Origin of the sequence: Vibrio sp. La 4.2.2, assembly GCF_027586995.1 — a bacterium.
Lineage (GTDB): Bacteria > Pseudomonadota > Gammaproteobacteria > Enterobacterales > Vibrionaceae > Vibrio > Vibrio mediterranei.
On sequence record NZ_JAPPTJ010000002.1, the window covers coordinates 351,157 to 378,078 of the forward strand.

The following is a 26,922-nucleotide window of genomic DNA, read 5'->3' on the forward strand; positions in this document are numbered from 1 at the left end:
TTATTTTGCAATAGCTTGCTCTAACCATTGGTCGAATTGACCTTTTGGCAGGGCACCATTGATTACGTCTACGCGCTGACCATTTTTAAACACCATAATGGTCGGAATACTTCTGATTTGAAATTGAGCTGCCAGTTGTTGCTGTTGCTCAGTATCAATTTTCACGAATCGTACTTGTCCTTTGCGCTCTTCGGCTGTTTGTTGGAACACGGGCGCAAAACCAACACAAGGATTGCACCACGTGGCCCAAAAATCGACAACAACAGGTTGGCTACTATTCAAAAGCGCGGAGAAGTTGTCTACCGTCCCTTCAACTGGTTGGCCATCAAGAAGCGGTGCTTTACAACGACCACAATTAGGTGACTCGGTGATTCTTTCTGCGGGTAAACGATTAAGTCCATTGCATGATGGGCAACGGGTATTGATAGTTGACATGGTCTCTCCCAACCGTGAATTGAATTTATGAAATTAGGCTTCTGTGAGCCTTAGATTATGAGTATACTCGAAGCTCTTAGAGTCGGGATAGACAAGTCATTATTGAGGCTTATCATAGTGAGCTGATTGATATTATTTGTCTATCTCGATTGACGAAAACTATAAAAAAATAGGTACAGAATGACAACATTTTACGCCGAAATCACTGGTTGGGGTAAGTGCCTTCCACCAGCGATCTTATCTAACCACGATCTTAGCACTGTAATGGAAACATCCGATGAGTGGATTAGAACCCGTACTGGTATAGAAAATCGTCGCATTAGCCATGTGAACACCTCTGAAATGGCAACCGTTGCTGCTAAACATGCAATGGCATGTGCTGGAATCACAGCAGATGAAGTTGATTTGATTATCGTTGCCACGTGTTCTCCAGATTCTTTGATCCCCAATACAGCATCACGAGTTCAGCAAAACTTAGGTGTTCCAGCAGCCGCTGCGTTTGACTTAAATGCGGCTTGTACAGGTTTTGTGTATGGCCTTGAAACGGCCACAAAACTGATTCAGTCAGGTAACTATCGTAACGCCATCGTTATTGGTGCTGAGCGACTTTCGTTCTTTATTGACTGGAGTGAGCGTGATACCGCCGTACTATTTGGTGACGGGGCAGGTGCTGCAGTGCTCTCTCGTACTGAAAGTAAAGTCGGTCTTCAAGATGCACAAATTGGTTGTGATGCAAAAGGTCGCGATATTCTCGCTGTGCCAAAATTTGGCACTTCTATGGAGAGATTCGCAGCAGATAACGGTTACTTTGAGTTCAACTTCATTGGTAAAGAGATCTTCAAACGAGCGGTAAAAGGAATGGGGGCGGCAGCGAATACTGTTTTGACTCGTTCTAACCTTACTAAAGAAGATATTGATGTTGTGATTCCGCATCAGGCTAATATCCGTATCATTCAAACCTTGTGTGATTTGTCTGGAATCGACCAAGATAAAGCATTCGTCAATATTCAAAAATATGGCAACACTTCCGCTGCGACTGTGCCAATCGCACTTTGTGAAGCAATGGAGCAAGGAAGAATTAAGCCAGGAGATAACATGTTGCTAGCCGCATTTGGTGCGGGTCTGACGTGGGGCGCTAGCTACATCAAATGGGGCGAAAGAGTCGAGCCAATTGGTAGTAGCGATGCTGCATTACCACCATGTGACAAGTCTGCGCTAGAGTTGATGAAAACGGCGATTGAGCATTGTCACAATAAACCCGCTAAATAAGGTTTTTGTGAACTAAAAGAGCCAGAGTTTCTCTGGCTCTTTTGTTTTATTCACTCTTAAACAATCGTGTGTATATAGAATAAGTGTTTAGTCCTCTGGTGTATTAACTTCTTTAAGGTTGAGTTTGTTTGCCAACACTTCAATCGCCCCACCTTGTACGAACACAGAAATGACAACAATAAAGAACACCATATGAACCATAGTAACCGCGTTTTCAACTCCTGCAGCCGCAGGAATTAGTGCAAATACAATAGGTGTTGCTCCTTTCAATCCGATAGAAGATATGAATAAACGCTTTTGCCAACTGGCTTTTCTGAAAGGTAGGTAACATAACTGTACTGCTATCGGTCTTGCTACAAGAATCAACAAGAAAGCAGGCAGCAAGGATTGCCAGAACACCTTGAAGAGTTCTTGAGGGAAGATCTGTAACCCTAAAGCAACAAACAGTATGGCTTGAGCTAACCACGAAAGACTATTAAAAAAGTGGCGACTGACTTCCATACCACGTTTTACGCCGTTGCCAATGACCACTCCAACGACATAGGAAGCGAGTAGAATATTGCCACCGAGCAAATCACTTCCATACATTGCTAGTACTGCGGAAGCTAAAATGAAAACCGGGATTAGCCCATATTCTTCAAGTTTGATGCTGTTTAACAGGTGAGTACATAGCTTACCGATAGAAATGGCTATAGCTAGCGCGACAAAGATCTGCAGTAATAACTCGATTCCGATACTTGTAACTGAAGGAACCGTATCGGGAGTAAGGGCAAGACTGGTCAGCAATACGACTAGTATCAAAGCGACAGGGTCATTAGTTGCTGATTCGAATTCTAAGATAGTGTCAGTGTCTTCTTTGAGTTTTAGTTTCTTGGATTCAAGGATAGAGAAGACCGCAGCTGCATCTGTTGAGGAAACTATTGCCCCAAATAGTAAACAATGCACCGGCGGTAGGCCAAAGAGAACATAGATAATACCCGCGAAGACAACAGTGGAAAATACAACTCCAAGAGAGGAAAGTACGCCACCTTCTTTGTAAGCAACTTTGATGCTTTGTGTCGAAGTACTCAAACCTCCGACAAAGACAATAATATTTAATGCAATCGCCCCGATTGCAGAAGTAAGTGTAAAGTTGTCATAGACGAAACCAAATTCACCGTTACCTATGACCAGACCTACCGCCATAAAGATCAAAAGAGAAGGTAAGCCAAGAGTACGAGAAGGGTGATGTAACAGAATGCCTACGCAAATTAACGCCGCAAAACCTACGAGTCCAAACTCAAAGTTCATGTATGTCCTATTATCGTTGTTGTTTCAAATGACATAAATCAGAAACCAAAATGGAAAATGATTCGTAAACTCTATGTTTCTATTTGTTTAGATTATAGTATCTTATTAACGATAGAGCTTTAACTTACAAGCAAAAATTTTGTAAGTATTTTAGTTGGTTACATAACTAGAGTGAAATAGATAAATGGGATTGAATAGAGGAAATATCTTTGGTGAAATTCCAAAAGATTTAACCAATGAAGTATTTGAAGACATCATTGCTTCTGAGGGAGTGAGAATTGAACGTATCGTTTCAGATGGCCACTTTACACCAATTGGTGATTGGTATGATCAAACCGAAAATGAATGGGTGACTGTTTTGAAAGGAGAAGGTGTTATTGAGTACTATGACGGTACTTTTGTGACCTTAGGTGTTGGTGATTACATTGATATACCAGCACACGTCAAGCATCGAGTGAAGTCCACCTCAGAGTCCTCATTGACAATTTGGTTGGCTGTGTTCTATCCGAAAGATGAGAGTGAGTAGAAATTCCGAACTTAAACCCTAGAGAAGTGTTTGACCTTGAGGTCTGCGATTCGCTGCTTAGTTTTTAACTATTGTCTTCTTCCTCTTTGTTTATATTGCTATTTGGTTGAACATCTTTAAGATTACTCACCATAAAAGAACCTGATTAGTCCCAAGAATAAAATGTTAGATAAAGAAAATTTAGTAAAGCTCGCTAGGGTTCAAATGCCGTTCGGTAAGTATGCGGGCAGGGTATTGATCGATTTACCTGAAGAGTACTTATTGTGGTTTGACAAAAAAGGTTGGCCTAATGGTGAGTTGGGGGAGTTACTTAAGCTGTGCTTGGCACTGAAAATTGAAGGGCTAGATAGTGTTGTAAAACCATTAAAGCGAATGTAGTAAAAAGCGACGTTTTTTTGCGTCGCTTATTTGTATTCGTTAACCCGATAAAGACTCCCATTGAGTTGGGTTAAGAGCCTGAGGTTTTATCTGTACCCGACCATCTCTAGCCCTGCAAATACCCTGATTTACATCCCATGCTCCTTCGCGAATGTACTTGTGTATGCCTTGCGTACCCTGTTTATAGTACGAATCTAGTTTTCCTCTATAACCGTAGTAAGTACATTTGTCATAACCCCAGCCATACATGTAATCCGCCAGTGCTTGTGCGAAACTGCGTTTTCCGTTGAGCCACGAGCCACTATTGCAGTTATAGCACTTTATCTTTCCTCTAAAAGATTTGGGCAAACCGTTTTCTCTAAGTCTATCAACAACAAATCGGTGGCCTAGTTCCTTACCACCTTTCGAGGTTTTAATATACTCGCTACCAGGTTCGCCGTGTCCTCTAATATAGATTTGGTCATCGTTAGAAATGGTTTTTAATTCGTTTATAACGGTTTTTGGTTCATACCAAATCTGGATAGCCTCTTTATTCTTGGTGTTTAGCAGGTATTCAATCCATTGATGGTTTTTTCGGTGACCAGCGAATGTAGATAAACCGCCGCTATCGGTGGGCTGATCACCATATTCTATGTATGACAATAAGTCTGTTGTTGGTGTTGGCATATACAATATTATTTTCGCCATGAAAATTCCTTTTTATCCATTTAAAACATGTGGTTAAAAGGTGATTTGACCACAAACATATCCTAGTAAATGACAGCAAATGTTCTGATCTTAGATTAAGAAATGCGACCTTGTACCCAAATCCTGATGTCAATATTGCAACGAATAAGCACTAATGCTGTTTAAAAACTGAGAACTGAATGCATTTTTAGCAACATTTCAAGCAGCGGTCTCAAGAAATACTAATCTTAATGAATAAGTTAGTGTGGTTTGGGGTTTGAGTATGGTACCAGTTCTTTACATGCAGCTAGGCGATGTTGTGTGGAAAGTATTTGCCGATGGATCGTGGGAACGCGTATCGAATGACGAAGTATTGTTAAAAGGGGTCCAGTTTGTAAAGCAAGAAGTTCAAGAACTCGGCGAAGATGTTCAATTGTCTGAGACACAAATTGCTGATACGGAGCGCGTGTTATCTCAGACGATAAATAACCTATCTAATAACATTACAAATGCAAATGGGACTGTTGATGAGACCAATTCAGGCTCTAGCGACAGTGCAGGGTTTGTCATTGCCTTAAAAGCAACTTTGGATGAAACGATCGCCCAAGCAGGATTTGATACCAGGCCAGGAATATTTGACTCTCAAGAAACTCGACCAGAGTTATTAGCACTCGATATCCTCTCAGAGCAAGCTCAAATCACGGTAGATATTTTAGATGGTGGGGATGGTTACGAGAACCAGTTCGAGGTACCAAATGTCACAATTGTCGGAACAACAACCGACGTTCGTGACGGCCGAATAGTTCAGATAACGATTTCCGATCAACAAGGTAATATTGTAGAAGCTCAAGCAATCACTCAGGACAATGCATACTCTGTCACTGGAGTTGTTCTAACAGAACTAATGGAAGGACCGTTGAGTGTTAATGCCGCTGTTTCTGACGACTTTGGTAATAGCATTTCTGCTAATGACGAAACGATAAAAGATACACTGGCGAACATTACCGTTGAAGCAGATGGTTTTGGTGACGACTACCTTAATGCCATAGAGGTTAGTACAAGTGCTTATTTGGGTAGCGTCGCAAATGTTGAATCTGGACAGCCTATCAATTGGGTAATTACCGATGAACAAGGTAACTCGATTACAGGCTCATCTACGGTTGATGAAGTCGGAGTGTGGAATGTCAATACTCTGGATGTAACGACTCTAGAAGATGGAGTCTTGACCATTGAAGCTTCCACCATCGATATTGCAGGTAATCCTGCAAACTCCACCGATACCATTATTAAAGATACTCAAGCCCTTATTACGGTATCGATCGATGACATGGATGGGGTCATCAATGAAAACGAGATAACTAACTCAACGATCTCAGGAACTGTGACTGATGTTGAAGACGGTCAGATCGTTGAGATTGTTATTACAGGCCAAAACGGATCGCCGCTTAATCTAAGTGCAACGGTAACGAATAGTGCTTGGAGCGTATCTGGTGTTGATCTATCTTCGTTTAGTAATGGACCACTAAATGTGGTTGCTTCCACCGTTGACGTAGCCGGAAACCCAGCGTCAGCGGCTGATACGTCTACGATTGATGTCGTAAAGCCAACTATTGATATTGATACTCTGCAAGGGTTCAATATCCTTTCGTTTCGTGCTGGCAACCTGACTACTCTGCAAGGAACGACAGGACTCGTAGAAGAAGGGTTACCTGTTACAGTCATTGTGAGTGATGGCGTAACGACATTGGAGTTTCAGGGTAATGTCGATAACTCTGGCAACTGGATGGTCAATGGTATAGACATTGGTTTACTCGATAAGGGTGTTGAGTGGACACTAGACGCAAAAGTTTCAAACGCGGTCGGGAACACTGCTATCGACGACATGCCGACCATTATATTACCGGAATCGCTGGCATTTTCTGACACCGTAGTGGGGATCTTTGGTTCCCAAGATAAAGAATCGGATATACGCATTCAAAATGCAGACTTTAAATTTTATGAAGAACAAGACTTAATTGATCAGCTCACGTCCAATGGTTTGAGCATAACGGTAACGGTGACAAACCGAGTCATAACTGGCGTTCGTAGTGACGGTGAAACGGTATTTATTGCTACATTAGCCGGTGATTCGGTGAACATCGCTTTTAAAGAAGTGATCGATCAAGATGCGCCATTAAACTCCATTCAAACGGCTCTTTTAGTACAAGGAACTCAAACTGACGCAGACGGCACCACGGAAGTGGTTATTGGGCATTTACCGATAAACATCGTTGATATCGCTCCGGTATTGTTTAATGATTTCTCTTTTGTTACCGAGGGAGAGGTTCGATCAGGTAACGTTCTGAATAATGATATCGATCTCGATGGCGCATTAACCATAAACAAAATAATCGTTGATAATGTGGAGTACGCGGTCAGCGGCAGTACTCCAACGGTGGTAACTTTATCTGAAGGGCAGCTCAGTGTGTTTGCCAACGGACACTACAACTTCGCTGCGAACCGAAATCAAGACGCTTCGACTAATCCTAAAATTCAATTCGATTATTTTGCTAGTGACCAAGAAAATGATTTTGGTCAGGCTACTGCGACCATCTTTATTCGTGACGGTGATGCCGGTGAGGTGTTAGAAGGTTCTACGTCTTTTATTGAAGCTGATGCCGATTTGCGTCCCCAAACCATCAATGCCCAGTTCTCAGTTGCTCCAGGTTCAGATAATCCAGATCCGAACAGTCTGTTTTTTGAAGCTTCGACTATCAACTTGCTAGATAACCTTGCCCTGACCAGTGGTGCCAATCTAATGGCCCTGAGTTATAGCCTAAATAACGATTCGACAGTCATTACTGCCACGTCGGGCAGTCAAACAGTCTTTACCATTACCTTATCAGGCGCAGTATCTTCCGGTGACTCTACGTATGTAACGGGTAATGTGAAGATAATCCTTGAGCGCCCTTTAAACCATCCGAATAAAAACGATCTGCTGAAACTACCTTTGCTTATAGGAGGGAAAGACACAGATGGCACCGATTTAGAATCTGGTGAGTTTACTTTGTTAATTGAGGATGGTTCGGATCCCGTATTAACGTCAATTAGTGATGCTTCCGTATCAGAAAGCGATGTCAGTACTGATTCTGCGTCGGGGGCTGGTCAATTTGATGTTGCACTCGGTGCTGATGATCTTGATACAAACATCTCCAATAATGCCTCAGTATACTTTGAGATTGGCGAACAGCCCTTAGTGTATAGCAATGGAGAAGAAGTGCTTTACACCTTAAGCCCCACAGGTTCAATTTTGACAGGGTACATTGGTGATATTTCGAATGTGGTTTTTATTATTTCCTTTACTTCACCGGATGCAAGTACAGGAGGTTTGGTTGATTACACGTTCGAACTAAAGCAGCAAATAGATAATACCTCTGATCCGATGCAGCTTCCCTTTATTGTTACCGCAAGAGATTCTGACAAAGATGTCACCAAATTAACGTTGAATGTTACCGTTAATGATTCGGGCGAAGCATCTTTAGGTACAACTGCGCTTGAAGTCACTGAATTACCAAAAGGCACAGCGCCTGATGAAATAACAACGAGCGATAGCAGCGCAATATTTATTACCGCGTCGGAAGACAATATCGTCGAAGTGGATCTGGGTATTACAAGCGGTAATGCGGTTGTTGATTCGTTAGGAAACCCAATTACCACTAATGGGCTAAACATTGTTTGGCGCGACAACGGTGACAAAACGTTTGATGGTGTTGATGAAAACGGCGTAGTTGTGTTTCGAGTGGGCTTGCCAAATGATTACGAGGTCGAATCTGGACTCACATCGAGTTTCCAATTGTCGTTTCGAGTATTTAAAGAGGTAGACCATGGCAATGATGGTAGTTTAAATGAGTTGTCTATTAACTTACCCGTAGTGGCAAGAGATGTTGACGGGACTGAAACAACGGCAGTATCGACAGTAAAAATCTATGATGGTGGTGACCCCTCTTTAGTTACTCATGACCTTGCGATTGATGAAGCGCTTCTCGCTGATTCTCCTGAAGTGGATATTGTTCTATCAAATGCGCTTGAATTTGTGCGAGGTTCCGATGCGATAGTGGCAATAGATATCGACTTATCGACCTTTAACGCTGCTGGTTATTCCAGTGGCGGCGACAATATCATGCTCACAGCGAGTAACATTGATGATTGGTATATTGCTAGTCAGGCGATATCTGGTGAAGAGGTTTTTCGAATTCGATTGAACCTTGATGGATCTGCAGAGTTTGTTCTTACAAAGCCGCTCGATCACCCTCTAGGTAATGGAACCAATACATTGGATATCGATTTCCCTGTTTATGCGACGGATGCTGATGGGGACATATCGGTAGTAACAAACCTGACGGTAGTCGTAACAGACGATGTGCCCTCAGTGACTAGTGAAACTTTAGAATTGACAGAAGGTGAAACCTTTTCAGGCAACTTACTCAGTACATCTGCTATGGGCGTAGATGGCGCCACGATTACATCGTTTAAATACGAGTCAACAGAATATGATTTCTTAACGAATGACCCTGAAGTCATTACGCTTACTAACCAAAATAATGCTAACTCGAGTTATGGCACACTTACATTGCATTCTGATGGTAGATATACCATTGCAACTGATACAAATGTAGATGCAAGCCCAGCGTTGGTTGACGATATTGAATTCACCGTCACTGACTTTGATGGCGATACGGTGACAAGTACCGCTTCATTGATTCTAGATGACTCAACAGGAGTCATACGAGTTACCAACACTGAGATTCGAGAGGATGAAACGGCCACATTAGATATCAAAGTCTATGTGGGTGATTTCGACCAAAATGAAAATGTCAGCGCAATAACGTTGAGTGACCTTCAAGGCGGGACGCTCTATCTTGATAGTGTGGCTTTAGTTCCCGATGGAAGCGGTGTGGTTACCTTGACAGACGCACAGATCTCTAGAGGTGCAGGAGACTATTTTGTTCCTGATGGTGTGTTGACTTATGTCCCTAAGCAGAATGAATCGAATACCACCCTCACTGGGAATGTCGTTGCTTTAGTTATTGGGGCAACGATAACTAGGACTGGTGTGGCGGACGAAGATGTTAATAGTGAAAATCTAGATATTTCTGTGTTGCCAGTGGCAGACGCTCCTGACTGGGCAAGCTCGCAGTTTGAATATGCCTTGACGGAAGATATCGACAGAACATTCCCACTAAATATTGATGCCCAGTTAGCCGACACTGATACCTCAGAAAAACTCTCCTATCAGATCTCTAATATTCCTAACGGTATAACGATTAAGCTTGATGGCAGTAAGATCGTCGAAGGTAAAAGCTATACTCAGAGTCAGTTGGACCAGATGACGATCACGGTACATAAAGATCTAGCAGGTGAGTTTAGTTTCGATATCAAAGCTATCGCGACAGAAAAAGGCAACAGTTTTTCGAGCCCTGACGATAAGACTGAAGAAATAGCCAATGTCGTGGTGATTAAAGTCTCTCCCGATGCAGATCAGCCTGAGCTTACGGTTAAAGATATCAGAGGGCTAGAAGATCAAACGATAGACCTAAAAGCAGCCATTTTCGGTAATTTAACGGACACTGACGGTTCAGAGACTCTTAAATATGACATTGTAGTTCAAGATGGTTGGTCATTTACAGGTAGTGGTTATCAATTAATTTCAGCAAATACGTATCGTGTGGACTCTGAGGCGATATTGAACTCACAAGCGTTACTAGTCCCAAAACAGGATATCAGCTCGGTAACTGAATCCCTATCGATTCAAGTGACTGCGGTAGCAATCGAGTCGACCATCGACGGTTTAGCACCGGTGAATGATGAAGCCTACAGTGATTCAAAGACTATCAATATTCATCTTAAAGGTGTTGTAGATCCGCCCATCGCACAAGATGGAGGTAATGGTAATTGGGACTTCGATAGCAATACCAATACAATTCAATCGATAGGGAGCTTTCTTGAAGATGGCCTCGTGCCATTAGACTTTGAGTTCATCACAAGTGATGATGATGTGTCTGAAACGCTGAATATTTTGATCACTAATATACCGGATGATATTTCTCTGGTAGATAGCGCTGGTAATCCAGTAGCACTTACCATCGCAGAAATTGACCCTATTACAGGTAATATCTACCAGGTCAGTAATAGTGAACTTGCTGCTCTTTATATAAAACCGCTCGAAGATTTCAGTGGACGAATGACCTTTGATGCAACGGTCGTGTCGACAGAGCCAGACGGCGATTCAGGTTCCTTTGACTATACAGTACAGATCGATTTGTTACCGGTCGTTGACCAGAGCGATGGGTTGTCTGTAGTGACCACAGGTGTAGAAGATGCACAGATATCATTGAACCTAGAGCCAAGAATTAGTGGTGACAACGATAAAAGTGAAACTTTGACAGGTTACATTATCGATTCAGTGCCTTCGGATCTTACGCTCTACTTTGATGGTACAGTTATCAGCGTTCCGTCTTCAGGTTTGGATCTGGAAACACTACTCGACGCTACAACACCGACATTAGATAGCTTGCTAAATAGTGGGCGTCTTAGTGTCGTACCTAAGGAAGATCTCAGTGATACGTTTAGCATACCAATCCGTTATGAAGTAACTGATACGTCTGGATTAGGAGATACGAGTGAAAAAACGATAATTGGTGAACTGACTATTGCTGTCGCTGCTAAAGTTGAAATAGATACTCGTTTAGAAACATCCATTGATTTGTTTGTTAGCGATGACGGCTCGCCTGTTGATGTCTCTTCAGCGGTTAAGTTTATCGATGAGGACATAGATGGCTCAGAGTATCTTGATTATATCATTTTAGAGATTCCCACTGGCTATGAACTTTTTGTGACTAGCTCAGGCAATGAGCCTCAGCAAACACCAGATGGTAATTGGTTGATATCAGCGCAAGGATTAACGAGTGACTCGATCCAAGAGTTGGGTAAATTGATTCTCGATGGCATTTCAATTGAGAGTAAAACAGACACGCCTATTTTAGATATTGTTGTAAAAGCGCGAGTCGTTGACGGAGATGACGCTCGTTATATTGATGGTGTCTTTCAAATTCAAGTAACGGGACACAGTGGTGGAGGTCAACCCTGTGATCCGATCGGACCGCCAGAGCCTATCGAAACTGGCGATGATATAGAATTCGATGAAGGGACAGAGGTCCTAGACTTATCAGGGTTGCTTGATCCTGATATTGCCAGTGATCCAGACAATGAGATTTCGTTTTATGTTCCTACCTCGTCTCTACCGGACGGTGTAGAGCTTCAAGGGAATGGCGTGATTCCTGTTTACGATAATGATGGCGAACTCATTGGGTATTCGATCAGTCAAACAGGACTGAGTAATTTGCAGATTACAGGGTTAGATGAAGACTTCGCTGGCTGCTTATCTTTTTCAATAGAAACGACGGAAACTTCAAGCTGTGATGGCTCTTCACTGACGACAACCCAAACCATTAACATTGACATTAAACCCGTGGTGGATGAGATCATTTTATCGACAGCGTTTACCGATATCGATGAAGACGTCACTACTGATCTAGACCTAACGTTAGTGTTGGGTGATTCAATTGAATTAGGACAAACCGTCATCGGCGAAGGTGACTCTGCAACCGGAAAGGAAACGGTCAATTCCTTCACTATCGCAGTTTCTGGTGGTGCTCAGCTCTCTGCAGATGGGGATCCTAGCTGGTTGGTTGATAATGGTGACGGTTCTTGGACATTAACTGATGTGACTAAACTACCGGAAGTAAAACTCGTCCCTCCAGAGAATTTCAGTGGTGATTTATCGTTAACAGCAACCGTTTCAATTACCGATAAGACAGATTGTCTTGCTGAGACAGATACTCAAATTAAAACCGTCACCAAAATCGTCACTATTAATCCTATTGTTGACCCTGCAGATCTAGTAACAACTGATATTTTGGGCGATGAGGATAGCTACATTTCACTTGCGACGCTAAGTGCGGACCTGATCGATAAAGATGGCTCTGAAAATATGTCTCTCAGTCTGTCAGGGGTTCCCGAAGGTGCGGTCGTTGTGATTAAGTCGGGGTCTAGTTATCAATTAGTACCTAATAATGGCCCAGATGGCGGGACGTTTAATGGTTCACCTACCTATGAATGGCAGTTGGATGTCGCCACGCTGAATGACACCTTTATTCTGCCACCTCTGGACTTCAGTGGTGATATTCCACTTGAGTTAAGAGCCATTACCCAAGAACTTGCCACAGGTGATACTCGAATTACTGAATCCAACTTTACTCTTGGGGTAAAACCTATCGGTGATGACATCGAGTTTTTTGGATTGCCAGATTCGGTATCGGGGGATGAAGATGCAGTGATTGATATCCCCGTTGAGATTACCAGTTTAGAAACGAATAGCGATGAGTCTCTAACGATAGTCGTCACGGTTAAAGGGACTGACGACCCTAATGCTATTGATGGTATAGAAAGTATCAGGATCGACGGCAAAACAGCGAAATTTGTTCAAGTGGGTAATATTGCAACCGCCATTATTATTGTGAGCGCTAGTTCCATTAATAGTATTGAACTTTTTGCAGGTAATGCGTTTGGTGAAATAGATATGACTATCACTGCCGATACTCTGGATCAGAATACAGTGCTTGGCAATCGAGTTTATGATGCAGGTCCATTCAAACAAAGTACGGTTCACCTTTCTATAACGCCGGAGCCAGACGAGCCAATTCTTACCCTTGAATATGATGCCATATACTCGATTGCAGAAGGAAATATACCGTTAGGGCTCGAACTGTCATTAGTGAATCCTGCGGATAGCGAGACGGGAAAGCTGACCATTATTGGATTGCCATCAGATATCACGTTATCCAAAGGACAAGCAAGTGGGAGCGATTGGGTTGTGGACTTAGCTGATGTTGCCGATCTGGCTATAACAGGATATCCAGTCATCCCTGATGATAGTCCATTGGAATTTACTTTAACCTTAGAACCAAGTGCTGAAATCAATGGCAATAGCGCCGATGGGCTCAGCACTGAGCTTCAAATAACGCTCTACGATACGGATACCGCGATTGATGACAGTGCAACTTCGGCATTCGAAGACGACCGCTTTTTGGGTACCAGTAAATCCGATACATTTGACGGTAGAGGTGGTGATGATTTTATCGATGGTGGTAACGGCAGTGACACTTTAACTGGAGGGGCTGGGGCTGACACGTTTTATTTTGGTGCTGATGAGCTAGGGCTTATCACTCATACCGACACCATCAGTGATTACGATACGGGTGCTAACACTGACTCTATTGATTTGAGTGACATCCTAGCGGGCGTGTCGACGGCTGCTGAGGCAGATCAACAAATGGATCTGGTCCAAGAAGGATCGAACGTCAGGATTGACCTTAAACCTGATGGAACAACGGTTAAGCATCACATAGTTTTAGAAAACACAACACTGGAACAGTTATACGGAGGGAACAGCACCAGTGGAGTGGCTGAAGTTGACATTATTCAAAAAATGATCGACGACCAAAACCTAATTTTGTCTTAAACCAATCTAAGTAGTAGGGAAACGCAGTGGATAAAACAGACAAGGATTATTGGTTACAGGCTATACAGTGGTTATGTAGGCACTTTGAAGTGCGTTGTCATCCAGTCAAAATAAAATCTGGACTTCCTTTAGATGAAGGAAAACTGTCCGAGGGGATATTTTCTAGAGCTTTGGAACGGCTTGGTATCGATATTATGGAGTTGTCGATTGCAGATATCACGAAAGCAGCATTACCATTGGTCGTTGTTGAGTCGGTGACACGTAATCCATTGATTGTGATAGGAGTGGATGGACAACAGATTACATACCTTAATGTTGAACAAGAGTTTAAACAAAGTACGGTCGATATTTCTGAATTTAGAGCACAAATAGACACCGCGTTATGGCAAATCAATGCCAACAGCATAATAGATGAGAGAGTCGATGACCTAAAACAGCATACTCCAGCGCATTGGCTATTAATGGCAATCAAGGAAGTACGCCCTTGGTACCGTGACTTGCTGGTGGCCTCGTTTGTAATAAACGTGCTCGCACTCGTTGTCCCTTTATTTACTATGAATGTTTATGACCGAGTGGTGCCCAATCAAGCCTTTAACACACTGTGGGTTCTGTCGATTGGTGTGGCTATAGTGATTGTATTTGACTGGATACTCAAAGAGTCACGAAGTTCGGTTACGGATATGGCCAGCCGCTACGTTGACAGCAAACTCTCATCACAGCTGTTTAGTAAAACAATGGGGATGAGGTTAGAAAACCGACCTCAATCTGTTGGTGCATTTTCAAGACAGCTGCAAGACTTCGATTCGGTCAAAGAGTTTTTGACCTCTGTAACGTTAGTCACACTTGTGGATCTGCCTTTTACGTTTCTATTTTTGGTGTTAATAGGCTGGTTAGGTGGGGCGATGATGCTAATTCCTATGGGCGTCATGCTACTTTTAGTAGTCATCAGTGTTGCTATGAAAAGGAAAGTAGAAGGGACGTTAGAGGAAACCTCCCGTCTTTCTACTCAACGCCAGGCGCAGCTCATTGAAAGCCTCAACGCACTGTCTGAAATCAAACAGAACAATGCTCAAGGTTTACTACAAAAACGTTGGGAACAGGTCGTCTCATCTCTTTCTACGTGGCAAAGCCGTTCACGAACCTACACAAATATTGTTTCGCATTGCATTCAATCTAGCCAACAGATAGTGACAGTGTCACTCATTGTCTTCGGCGTTTATCAGATCGCAGAAGGTCTGCTCACTATGGGAGGCTTAATAGCGATAGTGATGCTAAGTGGACGTGCTGGAAGCTCGATTAATCAGCTGTCGATGCTAATGCTGAGATACCAACAATCAAAAACAGCAATGGAAGGGCTAAATCAAATCATGAGCTTGCCTCAAGAAGATACCAACCATCAGGTGTTGGAACGAGGTAGCTTTAATGGTCATATCAAACTCGATAATGTAGGTTTTGTCTATCCCGAGATGCACGCTGAAGTGTTATCAGGAATCGATATCGAGATTAAAGCAGGCGAAAGGATTGGCATTGTAGGGGCCGCTGGGGCCGGTAAGTCTACGTTAATGTCTTTGCTGTTGAAGCAATATGAGCCAAGTAGTGGTCAAGTCTATTTTGAAGGTTTGGATTCAAAATTATGGCCTCACAGTGTGTTGCGTGAAAACACGGGTTGGGTTGCTCAGCATAGTGTGCTGTTTTTCGGTTCTGTTTTCGAAAATATTACCTTTGGTGATACTCAGTTTGATGAACAAAGATTGGCGTACGCAATTCAATACTCTGGGTTGAACGATTATATGCCTCGCCTAGTCAATGGGTTAGAAACTCAAGTTGGAGAAGGTGGGCGAAATTTATCTGGAGGGCAACGACAAGCTGTGGCGTTAGCGCGAGCGTTGTATCGTCAACCAAAGCTACTTGCATTAGATGAGCCAACCAGTGCTTTAGATAGTCAAGCTGAACAGCGTTTCTATCATGCTCTATTAAGAATGCCTAAAAATATCACCATGGTCATTAGTTCTCATAGGCAGTCATTCCTGGCTTTATGCGACCGTGTAATAGTCCTTGAACGGGGGAAAATTGCGCTAGAAGGATCACCCAAGGATATTTTCGAACGTCGATCTAGTAAACACAAAGTCAAAAATATCTCCGTCATAAAAGGAGGTAGCCATGAGCACTAGTCACATCGAATGGAACAATCGTCAATTGGCTTATCGCTCCAGAAAGCTAATTTGGATTGTTGCAGCTTTAGTCACGGTTATTATTGGTTGGGCATCATGGGCTACTCTTGATGAAGTTGTCGTCGGAGAGGGGTCAGTCGTTCCAAGTCAGTCTGTGCAAACCATTCAGTCTCTAGAGGGCGGGTTGATAGAGAACATACTAGTGAGACAAGGTGACTCGGTCATAAAAGGCCAGCCATTAGCGATTTTGGATGACACACGATTTAGAGCGTCATTCCAAGAGTCGGGTAAGCAGTTTGATAGCCTTGCCGCCCAAAGAGTCCGCTTAGAGGCGGAGCTGGCATCAGTTAAAGTCGACAACCAACAAAGTGATTGGCAAAAACAGGTGACAGTGACGCCTTTCGATATTGTTACCAACGATACCTCTAGCGCGGCGCTATTTAATGCAAAGGCTAACTATTATGAACGGCTAGAGCAAGTCATCTCAGAGCTAGAAGAATCAAAACTTAGAATCGAGCAACAAGCACAAGCGGTTAGTGATACTCAATCTAGCATTCGAACTCTGCAAAGTAGTTTAGCGATAGTTAAGAAAGAACGTGATTTACTCAAATCTGTCGTTGAAAGTGGTGCGGTGGCTGAAGTGGAGTTACTTAAACTGAATCGCGATGTCATCAGACTGGAAGGCGATTTATCGAGTGCAAAGGTTTCGGCTCAAAAACAGCGAGCCGCTTACGCTGAAGCAATAGCTGATCACAGAGGCATTGCGCTCAATTATCGAACTAAGGCTCAAGGTCAACTCAATGAAATCTCCGCGACGATAGCGCAATTGAAAGAGAGCCGACAAGCCATTGCCGACCAACTACGCCGAACTCAGATTGAGTCACCAGTAGACGCCACCGTTAAAGAAGTGTTCGTTCGAACCATTGGCGGTGTCGTTCGACCTGGTGAACCGATTATGGAGTTGGTACCCAAAAATTCGGGTTTGATCGTAGAAGCGAAGATTGCTCCTAAAGATATTGCTTTTATTTCAGTGGGTTTGGAGGCAACAGTTAAATTTTCGGCCTATGATTTTGTTATATATGGTGGACAAAAAGGCAAGGTGACGTATGTCAGTGCCGATGCGTTGCAAACTGAGGATGGTGCGGCTTACTATCGAGCTCACATTGAACTGGATCAGCAAGCACTCGAAGAAAAATCCTTTACAGTCATTCCTGGAATGCAGGCAGCAGTGGACATTTTAACTGGGGAAAAAACAGTTTTGAGTTATTGGTTAAAACCAATACTGAGAGCGAAACAGAACTCTTTACGAGAACGATAATAACGACAAGGAAAAAGTATGCGTTGTTCAAAGCTCATGCTGTCTATGTGTGTGGCGTTTGCATCTCAAGCTCACGCGATCTCACTAGAAGAGTCAGTAGCATTTGCAATCGATTATAGTCCAGAAGTTCTTGCGCAGTATTCTAGATATCAATCGGTAGTTAGAGATGGTGATGCCGCGGGTGGTTATCGCTTACCGCAAGTAAATTTGTATGCTGCGGCAGGCGTAGAAGAAACTCGCTATAACAACGGCAATTATATTGACCCTGATGATAGACGATTAAACCGAACCGAATTAGGCGTTCGTGTATCACAGCTCTTATTTGATGGATTCGGTACTAGTGCGAATGTAAAACGCCTAGGCTATGAAGCAGAAGCTGAGCGTCTAACCCTGATTTCAAGGGCAGAAAATGTATCGCTTGATGTTGTCAGAATATATTTAGAGCTATTAGAAGCAGAAACGTTACTGCAATTGGCCAATAGGAATGTACTCGAGCACCAAGAAATCTATCAAGACGTTTTAGACAAAAAACAGAAAGGGTTGGCAAGTAACTCAGATCTAGCACAGATCTCAGCACGTGTTGCGACCGCTCAGTCATCTCAAATATCGGCCCAAAACAACCTCTATGATTTGAAAACACAGTTTTTGCGCTTAGTGGGCAAGCCTGGCAGCGAATTGGTCTTTCCAAAATTCGACAGCGGATTGCTCCCGAGTACCCTTGATACGGCAGTTCAACAAGCGGTTGATAACCATCCTGAGATTCAAGCTGCAATGATTGATATGGACGCCGCAAGGCAAGAGATTAGACGTGAAAAAGGCGATTATTATCCGGAAGTTAAATTGGAGTTGCACGCAAACAAAAATCGTAACGTAGGTAACGTAGTGGGCCCAGACGAAGATATGCGCGCCATGGTGACGCTGGATTACGATATTTTCAGTGGCTTTTCAACCAATGCACGAGTGGAGTCTTCGGCGTGGCGTTTGGAGGAGGCACGTGCCATAAGAGTACGAACTGAACGTGAAGTAAGGGAGGGTACTGAACTTGCGTGGAATGCGTACTCAATGTTGGAACAACAAATTCGATTGCTCCAACAAAATGTCGATGCCGCAAAAATTGCTGAACTCGGTTACATCCAGCAATTCAATGTAGGACGACGCAGTCTGCTTGATGTCTTGGATGCTAAGGTCGAGGTCTTTCTTGCTAGACAAAACTATATCCGAAGTAAATACGACCGTACCTTCGCTGCATATCGACTGCTAAACGCGATGGGCGTGCTGACGTATGCATTACGTGTTGAACATCCAGACGAGTGGCAAAAAGAAGGAGAGTCGTCATGAAGCGATTATTTATCATGGGGCTCCTTCCTTTTGTACTTCTTGGCTGCGCTGAATCTCCTAACGTTAAAACCAATAGACATCAAATTGATGATTTACGTGATCAAGACCAAGATGGAGTTATTAATCAAAGAGATCGATGCCTTGATACCCCCAAGCATGTTGCGGTCGACAATACTGGCTGCGCAGATTGGCAAATTTCTGACAAACCAGTGGTTGTAAGTGTTGATTTTGATTTCGATAAATCCAAATTACGTTTCGACCAAACGTCTAAAGTAAAGCGACTTGTCGATATGTTGGAGCAATACCCCAACTCAAATGTGGTTCTAATAGGGGATACTAGCTCAGAAGGAACCGACACTTACAACAAAGCGCTGGCTAAGCGCCGTACTGGTGCAATCCGTAATGAGCTTGAGCGAATGGGTATTGAATCAGAACGCATTTCGGAGCAGGAGTTCACGCAAACAACGTATTACACAGAACAGCTTCATAAACGTAAGCGTCGAACGATAGCGGTTTTTTATCGGCCTGAAATGAAAGTAACCGAGGAGTGGGATATCTTTACTTCGGAAAAAAACTTAAGCAGTGCGACTAAGGTGGAGGCTCCCAGTGAATAAACTGAGTACGGTAATTATCGGTAGCATGGCAGTTTCTCCGCTCGCCCTAGCAGACCAGCAAATGACACCGCCTTCTATTGTTGCGGTTGAGCACAACTTAGTCCCGTTAATGCAGGCATTGGTTGATGCAAAGCAATTAGATATCACTGTTAAAAGCAGTACTGATGTTCCTTATAGCATCACTAACAACAAACTTGCCATGGGAATTAGCTCTCGTAAATGGAAAGACAGGGAAGTGGCAAAATTTGTTCAAGTACATGGTTATAAGCCAACGGAGTTGTTCTTTACGGCTGATGTGATAGCAATTGTCGCCAATAAAAGTAATCAAACCCAATCTATTTCTGTGGCGGAGCTAAAACGAGTCTTTGGCTGCCATTCACAACCAGATGTGGTGAGGTGGGCGGACGGTAATGGACAGAGCACTATTCCTATGGTTCCTTTTGCTATCGACAATCAATTAGTAATGCACAAGGAGTTTTCAAGTTGGGTTACATGTAAAGATGACGAATACGCTGCGACGCACTTTGTGTCTGACAAACCAACATTTTTAAATGAAATTTCCGGTGAGGAAGGGGCGCTCGGTTATACCGTGTATAGTGATGAGCTGAAAGATACCAATATTTTAAAAGTCACCAACCGTTTTGGTGAGTCTTATGATGTGAATAAAGAAACGATATTGTCTGGACGTTATCCTCTGGCTAGCGTTTACTACATGTATCTAAATCTACCTCCGAATCGAGAGTATTTTAATGAGCAAGAAGAGTTCTTTATTGGCTTAACGTTGTCAGAAGAGCAGAAACCAGTGCTCAATCGATATGGATTCATCAGTTTGCCGCCAGAGGCTATTCAACGTAATCGAATTAGACTAAGGCTAGATGAACCCATGATAGAAGGGGGATATAAATGAGTTCTTAAGCATTCTAGCCTAAGAACTCTTGATTGATTGGCTCTAGCTGTTAGTTTCCAAAATAGGCGATGACGACTTTGTCGTCGCCTAATTCTCTTGAAAATACGTAAGCGTTATCATTCGGCAATACCGTATGTTTTCCTGCACCGATGGCTGGGTGTCGATCTCTAAATTGTCCAACTGTTTCCCAGTGCTTCAACAGCTTTTGCTTATCATTTGAAAGCTCCCAAATCATGTCCGAGCGAGTACCTTGATGGAAGTCATCTGCATAAGGACCGATGTTTCTTCCCACCTCATCGCCGTAGTAGACTTGAATCGCACCAGGGCTTAGTAGCAGGGCGTTGGCCGCATTTCGTTGCATGTCATAGTCTTTAAAGCGGCTAAAAAACAGTTCTGTGTCATGAGAAGACATGTAGCTTACGGGATTAAAATCAGGTGAACTTTGAATGGTGTCAGCGTAATGCTGATAAGTGTCTGCCATTTGGCTAAAGCATGCAGCGCCTTTGTCGAGCTTCTTTTGCATATCAAAGTTAATTAAAGCATCAAACCCATCATCAAAGTAGGGGCTTCTGTAGGCGCTGTGCCCCCAAACTTCACCCATCATCCAGAAAGGCTGTCCTTCAACGTTATTTTCTGAACGCCACAACTCAAGACTAGACGTCGCTTCAGCTTTGAGTCTTTTCCAGACCTCGCCTTCAACGTGCTTGACGGTATCAACTCGATATCCATCTATACCAAAGCGTTTAACCCAATCAGTTTGCCATTCGATTAAGTAGTCGGCGACGGTATAATTGTGTCTTGCGACTACTCGTGTGCCTGGGTTATTTAGTAGAAACTCTGGTGGTTGAACGGTTTTATTTGATTCTGTTTTGAAATCTGGCAGACCTGCAAGGGACAAAGTTGTATCACTAGAGCCTGGCTTATCATAGCCAGGTAGCCCAGTTCTTACCCAATCAGGTCCCCACCAATCAGCCCAATTGTGTGAGTTGTAATTTATATTGATGTGATAACTGTGCCAATTTTCACCTTTCTTAGGTGCCCAGTGTGCCCAGGTCTTTGGAAGTATATTGGTAGTTTTGGCAACATCAATGTGGTCGAATTGTAGGTCGGCAAGTGTTGAATAGCCGGGATGATTAATGACTGCGTCCAACAAGACCTTTATCCCTCGCTTATGGGCTTCAGAAACAAGCTGCATCAAATCATTGTCATTACCAAAGCTCTGGTCAATTTTGGTGAAGTCACGAGCCCAGTAACCATGATAGGCATAAAATGGAAACGATCCACTATCGCCACCCCCAACAAAACCATGTACCTGCTCTACGATAGGAGAAAGCCAGATCACGTTGGTACCAAGCGCTTTAATATAATCTAGCTTCTCTGTGACGCCTTTTAAGTCGCCACCATGAAATGTCCCGACCTCATCTTTACCATCTTTTTGACGTCCGTAAGGTTGTATTGCCTCCGGGTTAGAATCTTTAAAACGATCGACCATGACGAAATAGATGTTGGCGTTTCTATAGTCGAACTTGGTGTTCGATTGGACTGATTTAACTGGCTCTAACAAGGTTAGACCGCCACTCGATGCGTTTGGTTGTAGTGAGACTTGACCATTATGAACAGTGACTACTGAACCTGAAAACACATCTTTCAATTGTGTCCCATCGGGGTAAGAGCTTCCTAGATCAATAGTCTGGAGCTGGTTAGGGAGCCTTTCGCACTTAACATCTGGTATTGGACGTTTAAACTCAGTTTTAGCCACTTTTTTAGGCTGTCGTTTAAAGGTTAATGTGTGAAGTTTTTCATCGTAGCTAAAGGCGTAGTCTCCGGTGAACCTAATATTCAAAGGCAAAGTAGATGTTTTACCGCACAGGAGAGGAACTGGAGTGTTGAACTTGACCTTATTGGGCAACTCATTATTGCAGAGCGTATCTGTAGCGCTGATCTCGAGCTGATACTTATCTTTATTAAGAGTGACGACTAATGGCGTTGTAGGGTCGAGTGGATAGTCTCTGCTCGTTGTAGAGGTAGAGATGGTTAAGTAGGGTGATGCAAATAGCGATGGCGAAGCCAACAGCATATAAGCAAGTAGGGTCTTATGTTTCATGCTCATTCCGTTGTTCTAATAATCCGAGGTTACTATAAGTTGCCACAAACGGTCTCACATCATTCTCATGCTCTACGCCTCAAAGTCAGAGTAAGCTCACATAACAGATTCTTAAGGATGAGTTAGAGGGGGATGAGTTCGTAGAAAGAAATAAAAGGTACTATAGAGAGATGAAATTAAGAATACTGTTGCTATCACTTCTGATTCCCTCTATCTCCTTTGCTATGACTACATGGCCATCTCGTTATGTGATGGGAGAGTTGCCGTTAAGTACCTTAAATCAGGTTAGGTCTCTGTCTGATGTATATGACTGTGGTGCAATAGAACATCAGCGTTTTTGTGGTTTTGATACAACATACCGTGGCATTCCAATGGTGGCTGAGATCGATGTTGTGAATCAGTCAGTAGCGCGAGTGTCTTTTTTCATACCAATGACGGTTACAAATTACACAAGGCTTCAGACGTTACTGCGTTCTGACGGCTATCAATTAAAAAGCGTTAAAATAGCGGGTAAGGAATTGATTGTTGAAGATTTAATCAATCAGGATTTACCTCATATAGCCGATAAGAAACTCATAGAATTTTTGAACTTATATCCCATTTCTGAGTCCAAACTATTTACCTGGATCCGTAAAAATGAGATTCAGAATACGTTAGCAACAGAAACGCTTTTAATGACAAGTGACAAAGAGCAAATCATGCTCACTTGGGACTTTCCCCAGCTTTCTAACACTGTCACACAATAGTCTTACGACTGTCATTTCAATGTTACATTCAAAAAGTAACTTGAATTGCGTAAAGTATAGAAGGAGTTAACCATGAAAAAGATGAGACGTGCACAGCTTCATCGTTGTCGTATTCAATACTGGAAAGAAACAAACCAGAAAACAACGGATAAAGTAAAAGCGTAATCAAGATTTACAAACCAAGACGTGAAACCAGCATAAAAAGAAAGTGCTGGTTTTTTCGTTTTTAGCTCACAAAAAAGATAGACAACCTCAAATTTGAGGCATACAATCCGCTCGTTTTGGGGAGTAGTCACCCGTTTATTTGTCGTCATCTCGTTAAGTCTAGAGCTTATCCGGCAAATAAGAGCGCAGACAGCGCTTTGACGAGACCAACGCAATCAAATGCTCAGTATTTTGTTACTGAGTGAAGTATTTGTTTGTGGAAGGTCGACACCCATACTCTTCGTCCTTCCGCCTGGAGGACTTATGAGCCCATCTATTTATGTTTCTTTCTTTGTACTAACGCTAGCTCTGGTTGCGTTGGACATATATCAAACTCGCGGTGGTCAAATCTCTATTCGCAAAGCAGCGATATGGAGTGTATTTTGGTTTCTACTAGCGTTTGCTTTTTCTGCAACGATTTACTTATTCTGGGACTTTTACGCTCCAGCAAGTGATTACACTGCGGAAAAGGCGACGGTGTCTTTCTTAACAGGCTACCTATTAGAGAAATCGCTGAGCGTGGATAACTTGTTTGTGTTTGCAATTATCTTCCACCAGTACGCAGTACCTGAACATTTGCGACCAAGAGCTCTGCTTTGGGGTGTTATAGGTGCATTGGTTTTAAGAGCAATCATGATCAGTGTTGGAGCTCAGTTACTTGCTGAGTTCCATTGGGTAATGTACTTGTTCGCGGCGTTCTTGATCTGGACAGGTATTAAGCTTGCTAAAGACTCAGGTGAGGATGAAGTAAACCCATTACCTGAACGTGTAATTAGAAAGCTAGTGCCCGTTACAGATGATTTTCATGGTAACAAGTTATCTATTATCGAAAACGGCAAACGTGTATTTACGCCAATGTTAGTCGTAATCGGTGTGATTGCGTTTATGGATATTATGTTTGCTCTAGACTCAATTCCTGCGATTTTTGCAGTTACTAGAGAACCGTTCTTAGTACTAGCGGCTAACGTATTTGCTCTGCTTGGGTTACGTTCTTTGTACTTTGTACTAGAGGGGATGATGAATCGTTTTGTTTACTTAAAACCAGCGTTGTCATTCATTATGATTTTCATCGGTGTGAAAATGGCATTAGTAGGTTCAGCTTGGGAAATTCCAACCTGGGTGTCGTTAAGTGTGATTCTTGTGACTATGACCGTAGCAACGGTTGCATCGCTCTATCGAGAAAAGCGCGAACCGCACATGGTGGATAAGAATAGCTAACGACAAATAGCAAAAAACCTCTTAATTATAAGAGGTTTTTTGTTTAACAATAATATAACAACCATATTGTTGTTACGTATATGGTTTGCTATTTATGCATTTATTTACGCATATTGTGACTATGTAGTCACCATTTTGGGATAACATTAACTGGCTGTTGTTAATGTCTTGTTTTATTAGAATAACTAATGCGAATGCCCAAATTTTGTCATTTTTTAAACAGCGTTTTTTTGCCTAATATTGTCACCAACAACAACGAGTTACCCAGTTTTTAAGAGAGGCAATCATGGCACAAGCAATGAACATCGAAACTATCGCTGTACCCTCTATGGAAAAGAAAACCTACGCGGTTAACTTCAAAGGATTGATTGCACATTTACTAGACATTATGTTCGGTAAAGGCGAAGTAGAGAACACTTACTACGCAAACGAATTATCTGGTCATATGCAGCGTGATATCGGTATAAACCGATAAACACAAAGAATTTGAAAAAGAGCACCTAGTTATCTAGGTGCTCTTTTTTTTTTGCTCGTTTTAATAATCTTAACCCTATCAGTGTTCTTCAAAACCACCTTTTTTCTGTAACGTTTTTACTAACTCAACTCTTTCTGATTCTCGAGATGTGTTTTCTGTAACTACTTCAGTAGCCTCACTAAGATCCTCTGGAGAAAACACGTAATGTTTATTGACCGTCATAAGATAAGCCCACACTTAGATTGGTAAACGTAATTTATAAACTCATTATTTATCTAATGTCTCTAATCGTCATCAGCCCAAACTATCAAATTTAGGGCGTAGGGTAATAGGCGTATATTAATTGGCGTTTTTCTCACTCAATCTATATAAAACTGATTCATCGCAATTTACTGACAATGAGTTTACGTATGATGAGTACCAATATTCATAAGAACGTAAGGTGAAAAAATGACAAGTCTTATCGACCGGTTTCTCAATTATGTCACGTTTGACACGCAATCAGACCCGTCACAAGGTTGTTGTCCAAGTTCAAAAGGTCAAACGACATTCGCTGCGTTTCTCAGAGACGAACTTCTATCACTAGGTCTGCATGAAGTTGTTCTAGATGACAACGGATATGTAATGGCAACACTTCGTTCCAATGTTGACTACAACGTTCCAGCCATCGGTTTTGTTGCACATATGGACACAGCCCCTGATGCTTCAGGAGCTAACGTAAAACCTCAACTAGTAGAAAATTATCAAGGTGGTGATATTGCTTTGGGTAAGGGCGAGGAAGTCTTGTCTCCGATACAGTATCCAGATCTTCATGAGTTACATGGGCATGACATCATAACCACCGATGGCACGACGCTATTAGGTGCAGATAATAAAGCAGGTATTGCAGAGATCATTTCTGCAGTAGAGCATCTGATCGAAAATGCAGATATCCCTCACGGCGACATCAAAATTGCCTTCACCCCAGATGAAGAGATAGGACGTGGCGCAGACCTGTTTAATGTTGAGAGGTTCGGGGCACAGTGGGCCTACACGATAGATGGTGGACCTGTCGGAGAGCTTGAATACGAGAACTTTAATGCAGCCGCCGCAATGGTGACGTTTCATGGTAACAATGTTCACCCTGGCACTGCGAAAGGCAAGATGGTGAACTCCATGACTTTCGCATCGCGATTCCAAGCAGAAATGCCTTCAGAAGAGACGCCTGAAATGACAGAAGGCTATGAAGGCTTCTTCCACCTGACAACTGCAGAAATGTCAGTACCGAAATCTACGCTACATTATATTTTGCGAGACTTTGAGCAAGAAGGTCTGGAGAGACGAAAAGCTTACCTGGAGGATAAGGTCGCGACATTTAACCAAGGTAGCAAACAGAAACTCGTCACTTTAACGATCACTGATAACTACTCTAATATGAAGGAAATGGTTGAACCACATCCACATATTATCGATATTGCTAAACAAGCGATGATAGCTTGCGATGTTAAGCCAAACATCAAACCGATTCGTGGTGGTACGGATGGAGCACGATTATCGTTTATGGGCCTACCATGTCCAAACATCTTCACTGGTGGTTATAATTTCCACGGTATTCATGAATTTATTACCGTTCAAGGAATGGAATTAGCAGTAAACGTGATTGTGCAAATTGCGAAAGACACTGCAATTCGTTATCGTTAGGGAAAACAAAGTTATGCAGTAGGC

The 26,922-nt window shown here is 42.7% G+C and carries 17 protein-coding genes; 13 read left to right on the forward strand and 4 right to left on the reverse strand.

Features of this window, described 5'->3' with window-relative positions; translation table 11 throughout:
* Positions 1-435, reverse strand: coding sequence for a thioredoxin TrxC (gene trxC, locus OH456_RS04805; RefSeq protein WP_124942134.1), 435 nt, complete (start codon positions 433-435; stop codon positions 1-3).
* 180 nt (positions 436-615) lie between these two features.
* Here trxC and OH456_RS04810 point away from each other — a divergent pair, with 180 nt between their 5' ends.
* Entirely contained in the window at positions 616-1,704 is a 1,089-nt protein-coding gene (locus tag OH456_RS04810; protein WP_270032916.1) for a ketoacyl-ACP synthase III, read from the forward strand.
* Between the two features lie 87 nt (positions 1,705-1,791).
* Here the strand turns inward: OH456_RS04810 and OH456_RS04815 are convergent, their stop codons facing one another.
* Positions 1,792-2,994, reverse strand: coding sequence for a potassium/proton antiporter (locus OH456_RS04815; protein WP_006073575.1), 1,203 nt, complete (start codon positions 2,992-2,994; stop codon positions 1,792-1,794).
* A gap of 184 nt (positions 2,995-3,178) precedes the next feature.
* Between OH456_RS04815 and OH456_RS04820 the strand changes: the two genes are divergently transcribed.
* Together OH456_RS04820 and OH456_RS04825 are read left to right on the forward strand one after the other, a co-directional pair.
* Positions 3,179-3,520 carry a cupin domain-containing protein gene (locus tag OH456_RS04820; RefSeq protein WP_124942133.1) on the forward strand — a complete coding sequence of 114 codons (342 nt, stop codon included), beginning with the start codon at positions 3,179-3,181 and terminating at the stop codon, positions 3,518-3,520.
* Between the two features lie 162 nt (positions 3,521-3,682).
* A complete protein-coding gene (locus tag OH456_RS04825; RefSeq protein ID WP_063603643.1) occupies positions 3,683-3,898 on the forward strand; it encodes a DUF3820 family protein in 216 nt (71 codons plus the stop codon).
* Between the two features lie 39 nt (positions 3,899-3,937).
* Here the strand turns inward: OH456_RS04825 and OH456_RS04830 are convergent, their stop codons facing one another.
* Positions 3,938-4,585, reverse strand: a complete 648-nt coding sequence (locus OH456_RS04830) for a hypothetical protein (protein ID WP_006073580.1) — start codon at positions 4,583-4,585, stop codon at positions 3,938-3,940.
* A gap of 262 nt (positions 4,586-4,847) precedes the next feature.
* Between OH456_RS04830 and OH456_RS04835 the strand changes: the two genes are divergently transcribed.
* From OH456_RS04835 to OH456_RS04860, 6 genes are read left to right on the forward strand one after another with little or no spacing between them, the layout of a single operon-like run.
* Entirely contained in the window at positions 4,848-14,123 is a 9,276-nt protein-coding gene (locus tag OH456_RS04835) for a T1SS-143 repeat domain-containing protein (RefSeq protein WP_270032918.1), read from the forward strand.
* Positions 14,124-14,149: 26 nt separating this feature from the next.
* Positions 14,150-16,294: a type I secretion system permease/ATPase gene (locus tag OH456_RS04840; RefSeq protein WP_270032919.1), complete on the forward strand. Its 2,145-nt coding sequence runs from the start codon at positions 14,150-14,152 to the stop codon at positions 16,292-16,294.
* Positions 16,284-17,612, forward strand: a complete 1,329-nt coding sequence (locus OH456_RS04845; protein WP_006073588.1) for an HlyD family type I secretion periplasmic adaptor subunit — start codon at positions 16,284-16,286, stop codon at positions 17,610-17,612. Before OH456_RS04840 ends, OH456_RS04845 begins: the two co-directional genes overlap by 11 nt.
* Positions 17,613-17,630: 18 nt before the next feature.
* Positions 17,631-18,950, forward strand: a complete 1,320-nt coding sequence (locus OH456_RS04850; protein ID WP_006073589.1) for a TolC family outer membrane protein — start codon at positions 17,631-17,633, stop codon at positions 18,948-18,950.
* A complete protein-coding gene (locus OH456_RS04855) occupies positions 18,947-19,564 on the forward strand; it encodes an OmpA family protein (RefSeq protein WP_270032920.1) in 618 nt (205 codons plus the stop codon). Before OH456_RS04850 ends, OH456_RS04855 begins: the two co-directional genes overlap by 4 nt.
* Entirely contained in the window at positions 19,557-20,471 is a 915-nt protein-coding gene (locus OH456_RS04860; RefSeq protein WP_270032921.1) for a PstS family phosphate ABC transporter substrate-binding protein, read from the forward strand. Before OH456_RS04855 ends, OH456_RS04860 begins: the two co-directional genes overlap by 8 nt.
* 49 nt (positions 20,472-20,520) lie before the next feature.
* Here OH456_RS04860 and OH456_RS04865 read toward each other — a convergent pair whose 3' ends face one another.
* On the reverse strand, positions 20,521-22,575 hold the full coding sequence (locus OH456_RS04865) for an alpha-amylase (protein WP_270032922.1): 2,055 nt from the start codon (positions 22,573-22,575) through the stop codon (positions 20,521-20,523).
* A 170-nt stretch (positions 22,576-22,745) separates the two neighbouring features.
* Here OH456_RS04865 and OH456_RS04870 point away from each other — a divergent pair, with 170 nt between their 5' ends.
* The 4 genes from OH456_RS04870 (at position 22,746) to pepT (ending at position 26,898) form a co-directional block, all read left to right on the forward strand.
* The gene (locus tag OH456_RS04870; RefSeq protein WP_270032923.1) at positions 22,746-23,321 is read left to right on the forward strand and encodes a hypothetical protein; all 576 of its coding nucleotides are present in this window, start codon (positions 22,746-22,748) and stop codon (positions 23,319-23,321) included.
* 468 nt (positions 23,322-23,789) lie between these two features.
* Positions 23,790-24,743: a TerC/Alx family metal homeostasis membrane protein gene (locus tag OH456_RS04875; RefSeq protein ID WP_006073600.1), complete on the forward strand. Its 954-nt coding sequence runs from the start codon at positions 23,790-23,792 to the stop codon at positions 24,741-24,743.
* A 286-nt stretch (positions 24,744-25,029) separates the two neighbouring features.
* Positions 25,030-25,218 carry a hypothetical protein gene (locus OH456_RS04880; RefSeq protein WP_006073603.1) on the forward strand — a complete coding sequence of 63 codons (189 nt, stop codon included), beginning with the start codon at positions 25,030-25,032 and terminating at the stop codon, positions 25,216-25,218.
* A gap of 450 nt (positions 25,219-25,668) precedes the next feature.
* Positions 25,669-26,898, forward strand: coding sequence for a peptidase T (gene pepT / locus OH456_RS04885; RefSeq protein WP_236111616.1), 1,230 nt, complete (start codon positions 25,669-25,671; stop codon positions 26,896-26,898).
* Positions 26,899-26,922: the final 24 nt, after the last annotated feature.

Excerpts from the sequence above, each read along its gene's own strand:
- OH456_RS04810 (WP_270032916.1), top strand. The coding sequence starts at position 616 with ATGACAACATTTTACGCCGAAATCACTGGTTGGGGTAAGTGCCTTCCA.
- OH456_RS04855 (WP_270032920.1), top strand. The coding sequence starts at position 18,947 with ATGAAGCGATTATTTATCATGGGGCTCCTTCCTTTTGTACTTCTTGGC.
- OH456_RS04830 (WP_006073580.1), bottom strand. The coding sequence starts at position 4,585 with ATGGCGAAAATAATATTGTATATGCCAACACCAACAACAGACTTATTG.
- OH456_RS04835 (WP_270032918.1), top strand. The coding sequence starts at position 4,848 with ATGGTACCAGTTCTTTACATGCAGCTAGGCGATGTTGTGTGGAAAGTA.
- OH456_RS04820 (WP_124942133.1), top strand. The coding sequence starts at position 3,179 with ATGGGATTGAATAGAGGAAATATCTTTGGTGAAATTCCAAAAGATTTA.
- OH456_RS04875 (WP_006073600.1), top strand. The coding sequence starts at position 23,790 with ATGAGCCCATCTATTTATGTTTCTTTCTTTGTACTAACGCTAGCTCTG.
- pepT (WP_236111616.1), top strand. The coding sequence starts at position 25,669 with ATGACAAGTCTTATCGACCGGTTTCTCAATTATGTCACGTTTGACACG.
- OH456_RS04815 (WP_006073575.1), bottom strand. The coding sequence starts at position 2,994 with ATGAACTTTGAGTTTGGACTCGTAGGTTTTGCGGCGTTAATTTGCGTA.
- OH456_RS04880 (WP_006073603.1), top strand. The coding sequence starts at position 25,030 with ATGGCACAAGCAATGAACATCGAAACTATCGCTGTACCCTCTATGGAA.
- OH456_RS04865 (WP_270032922.1), bottom strand. The coding sequence starts at position 22,575 with ATGAAACATAAGACCCTACTTGCTTATATGCTGTTGGCTTCGCCATCG.
- trxC (WP_124942134.1), bottom strand. The coding sequence starts at position 435 with ATGTCAACTATCAATACCCGTTGCCCATCATGCAATGGACTTAATCGT.
- OH456_RS04845 (WP_006073588.1), top strand. The coding sequence starts at position 16,284 with ATGAGCACTAGTCACATCGAATGGAACAATCGTCAATTGGCTTATCGC.
- OH456_RS04870 (WP_270032923.1), top strand. The coding sequence starts at position 22,746 with ATGAAATTAAGAATACTGTTGCTATCACTTCTGATTCCCTCTATCTCC.
- OH456_RS04825 (WP_063603643.1), top strand. The coding sequence starts at position 3,683 with ATGTTAGATAAAGAAAATTTAGTAAAGCTCGCTAGGGTTCAAATGCCG.
- OH456_RS04850 (WP_006073589.1), top strand. The coding sequence starts at position 17,631 with ATGCGTTGTTCAAAGCTCATGCTGTCTATGTGTGTGGCGTTTGCATCT.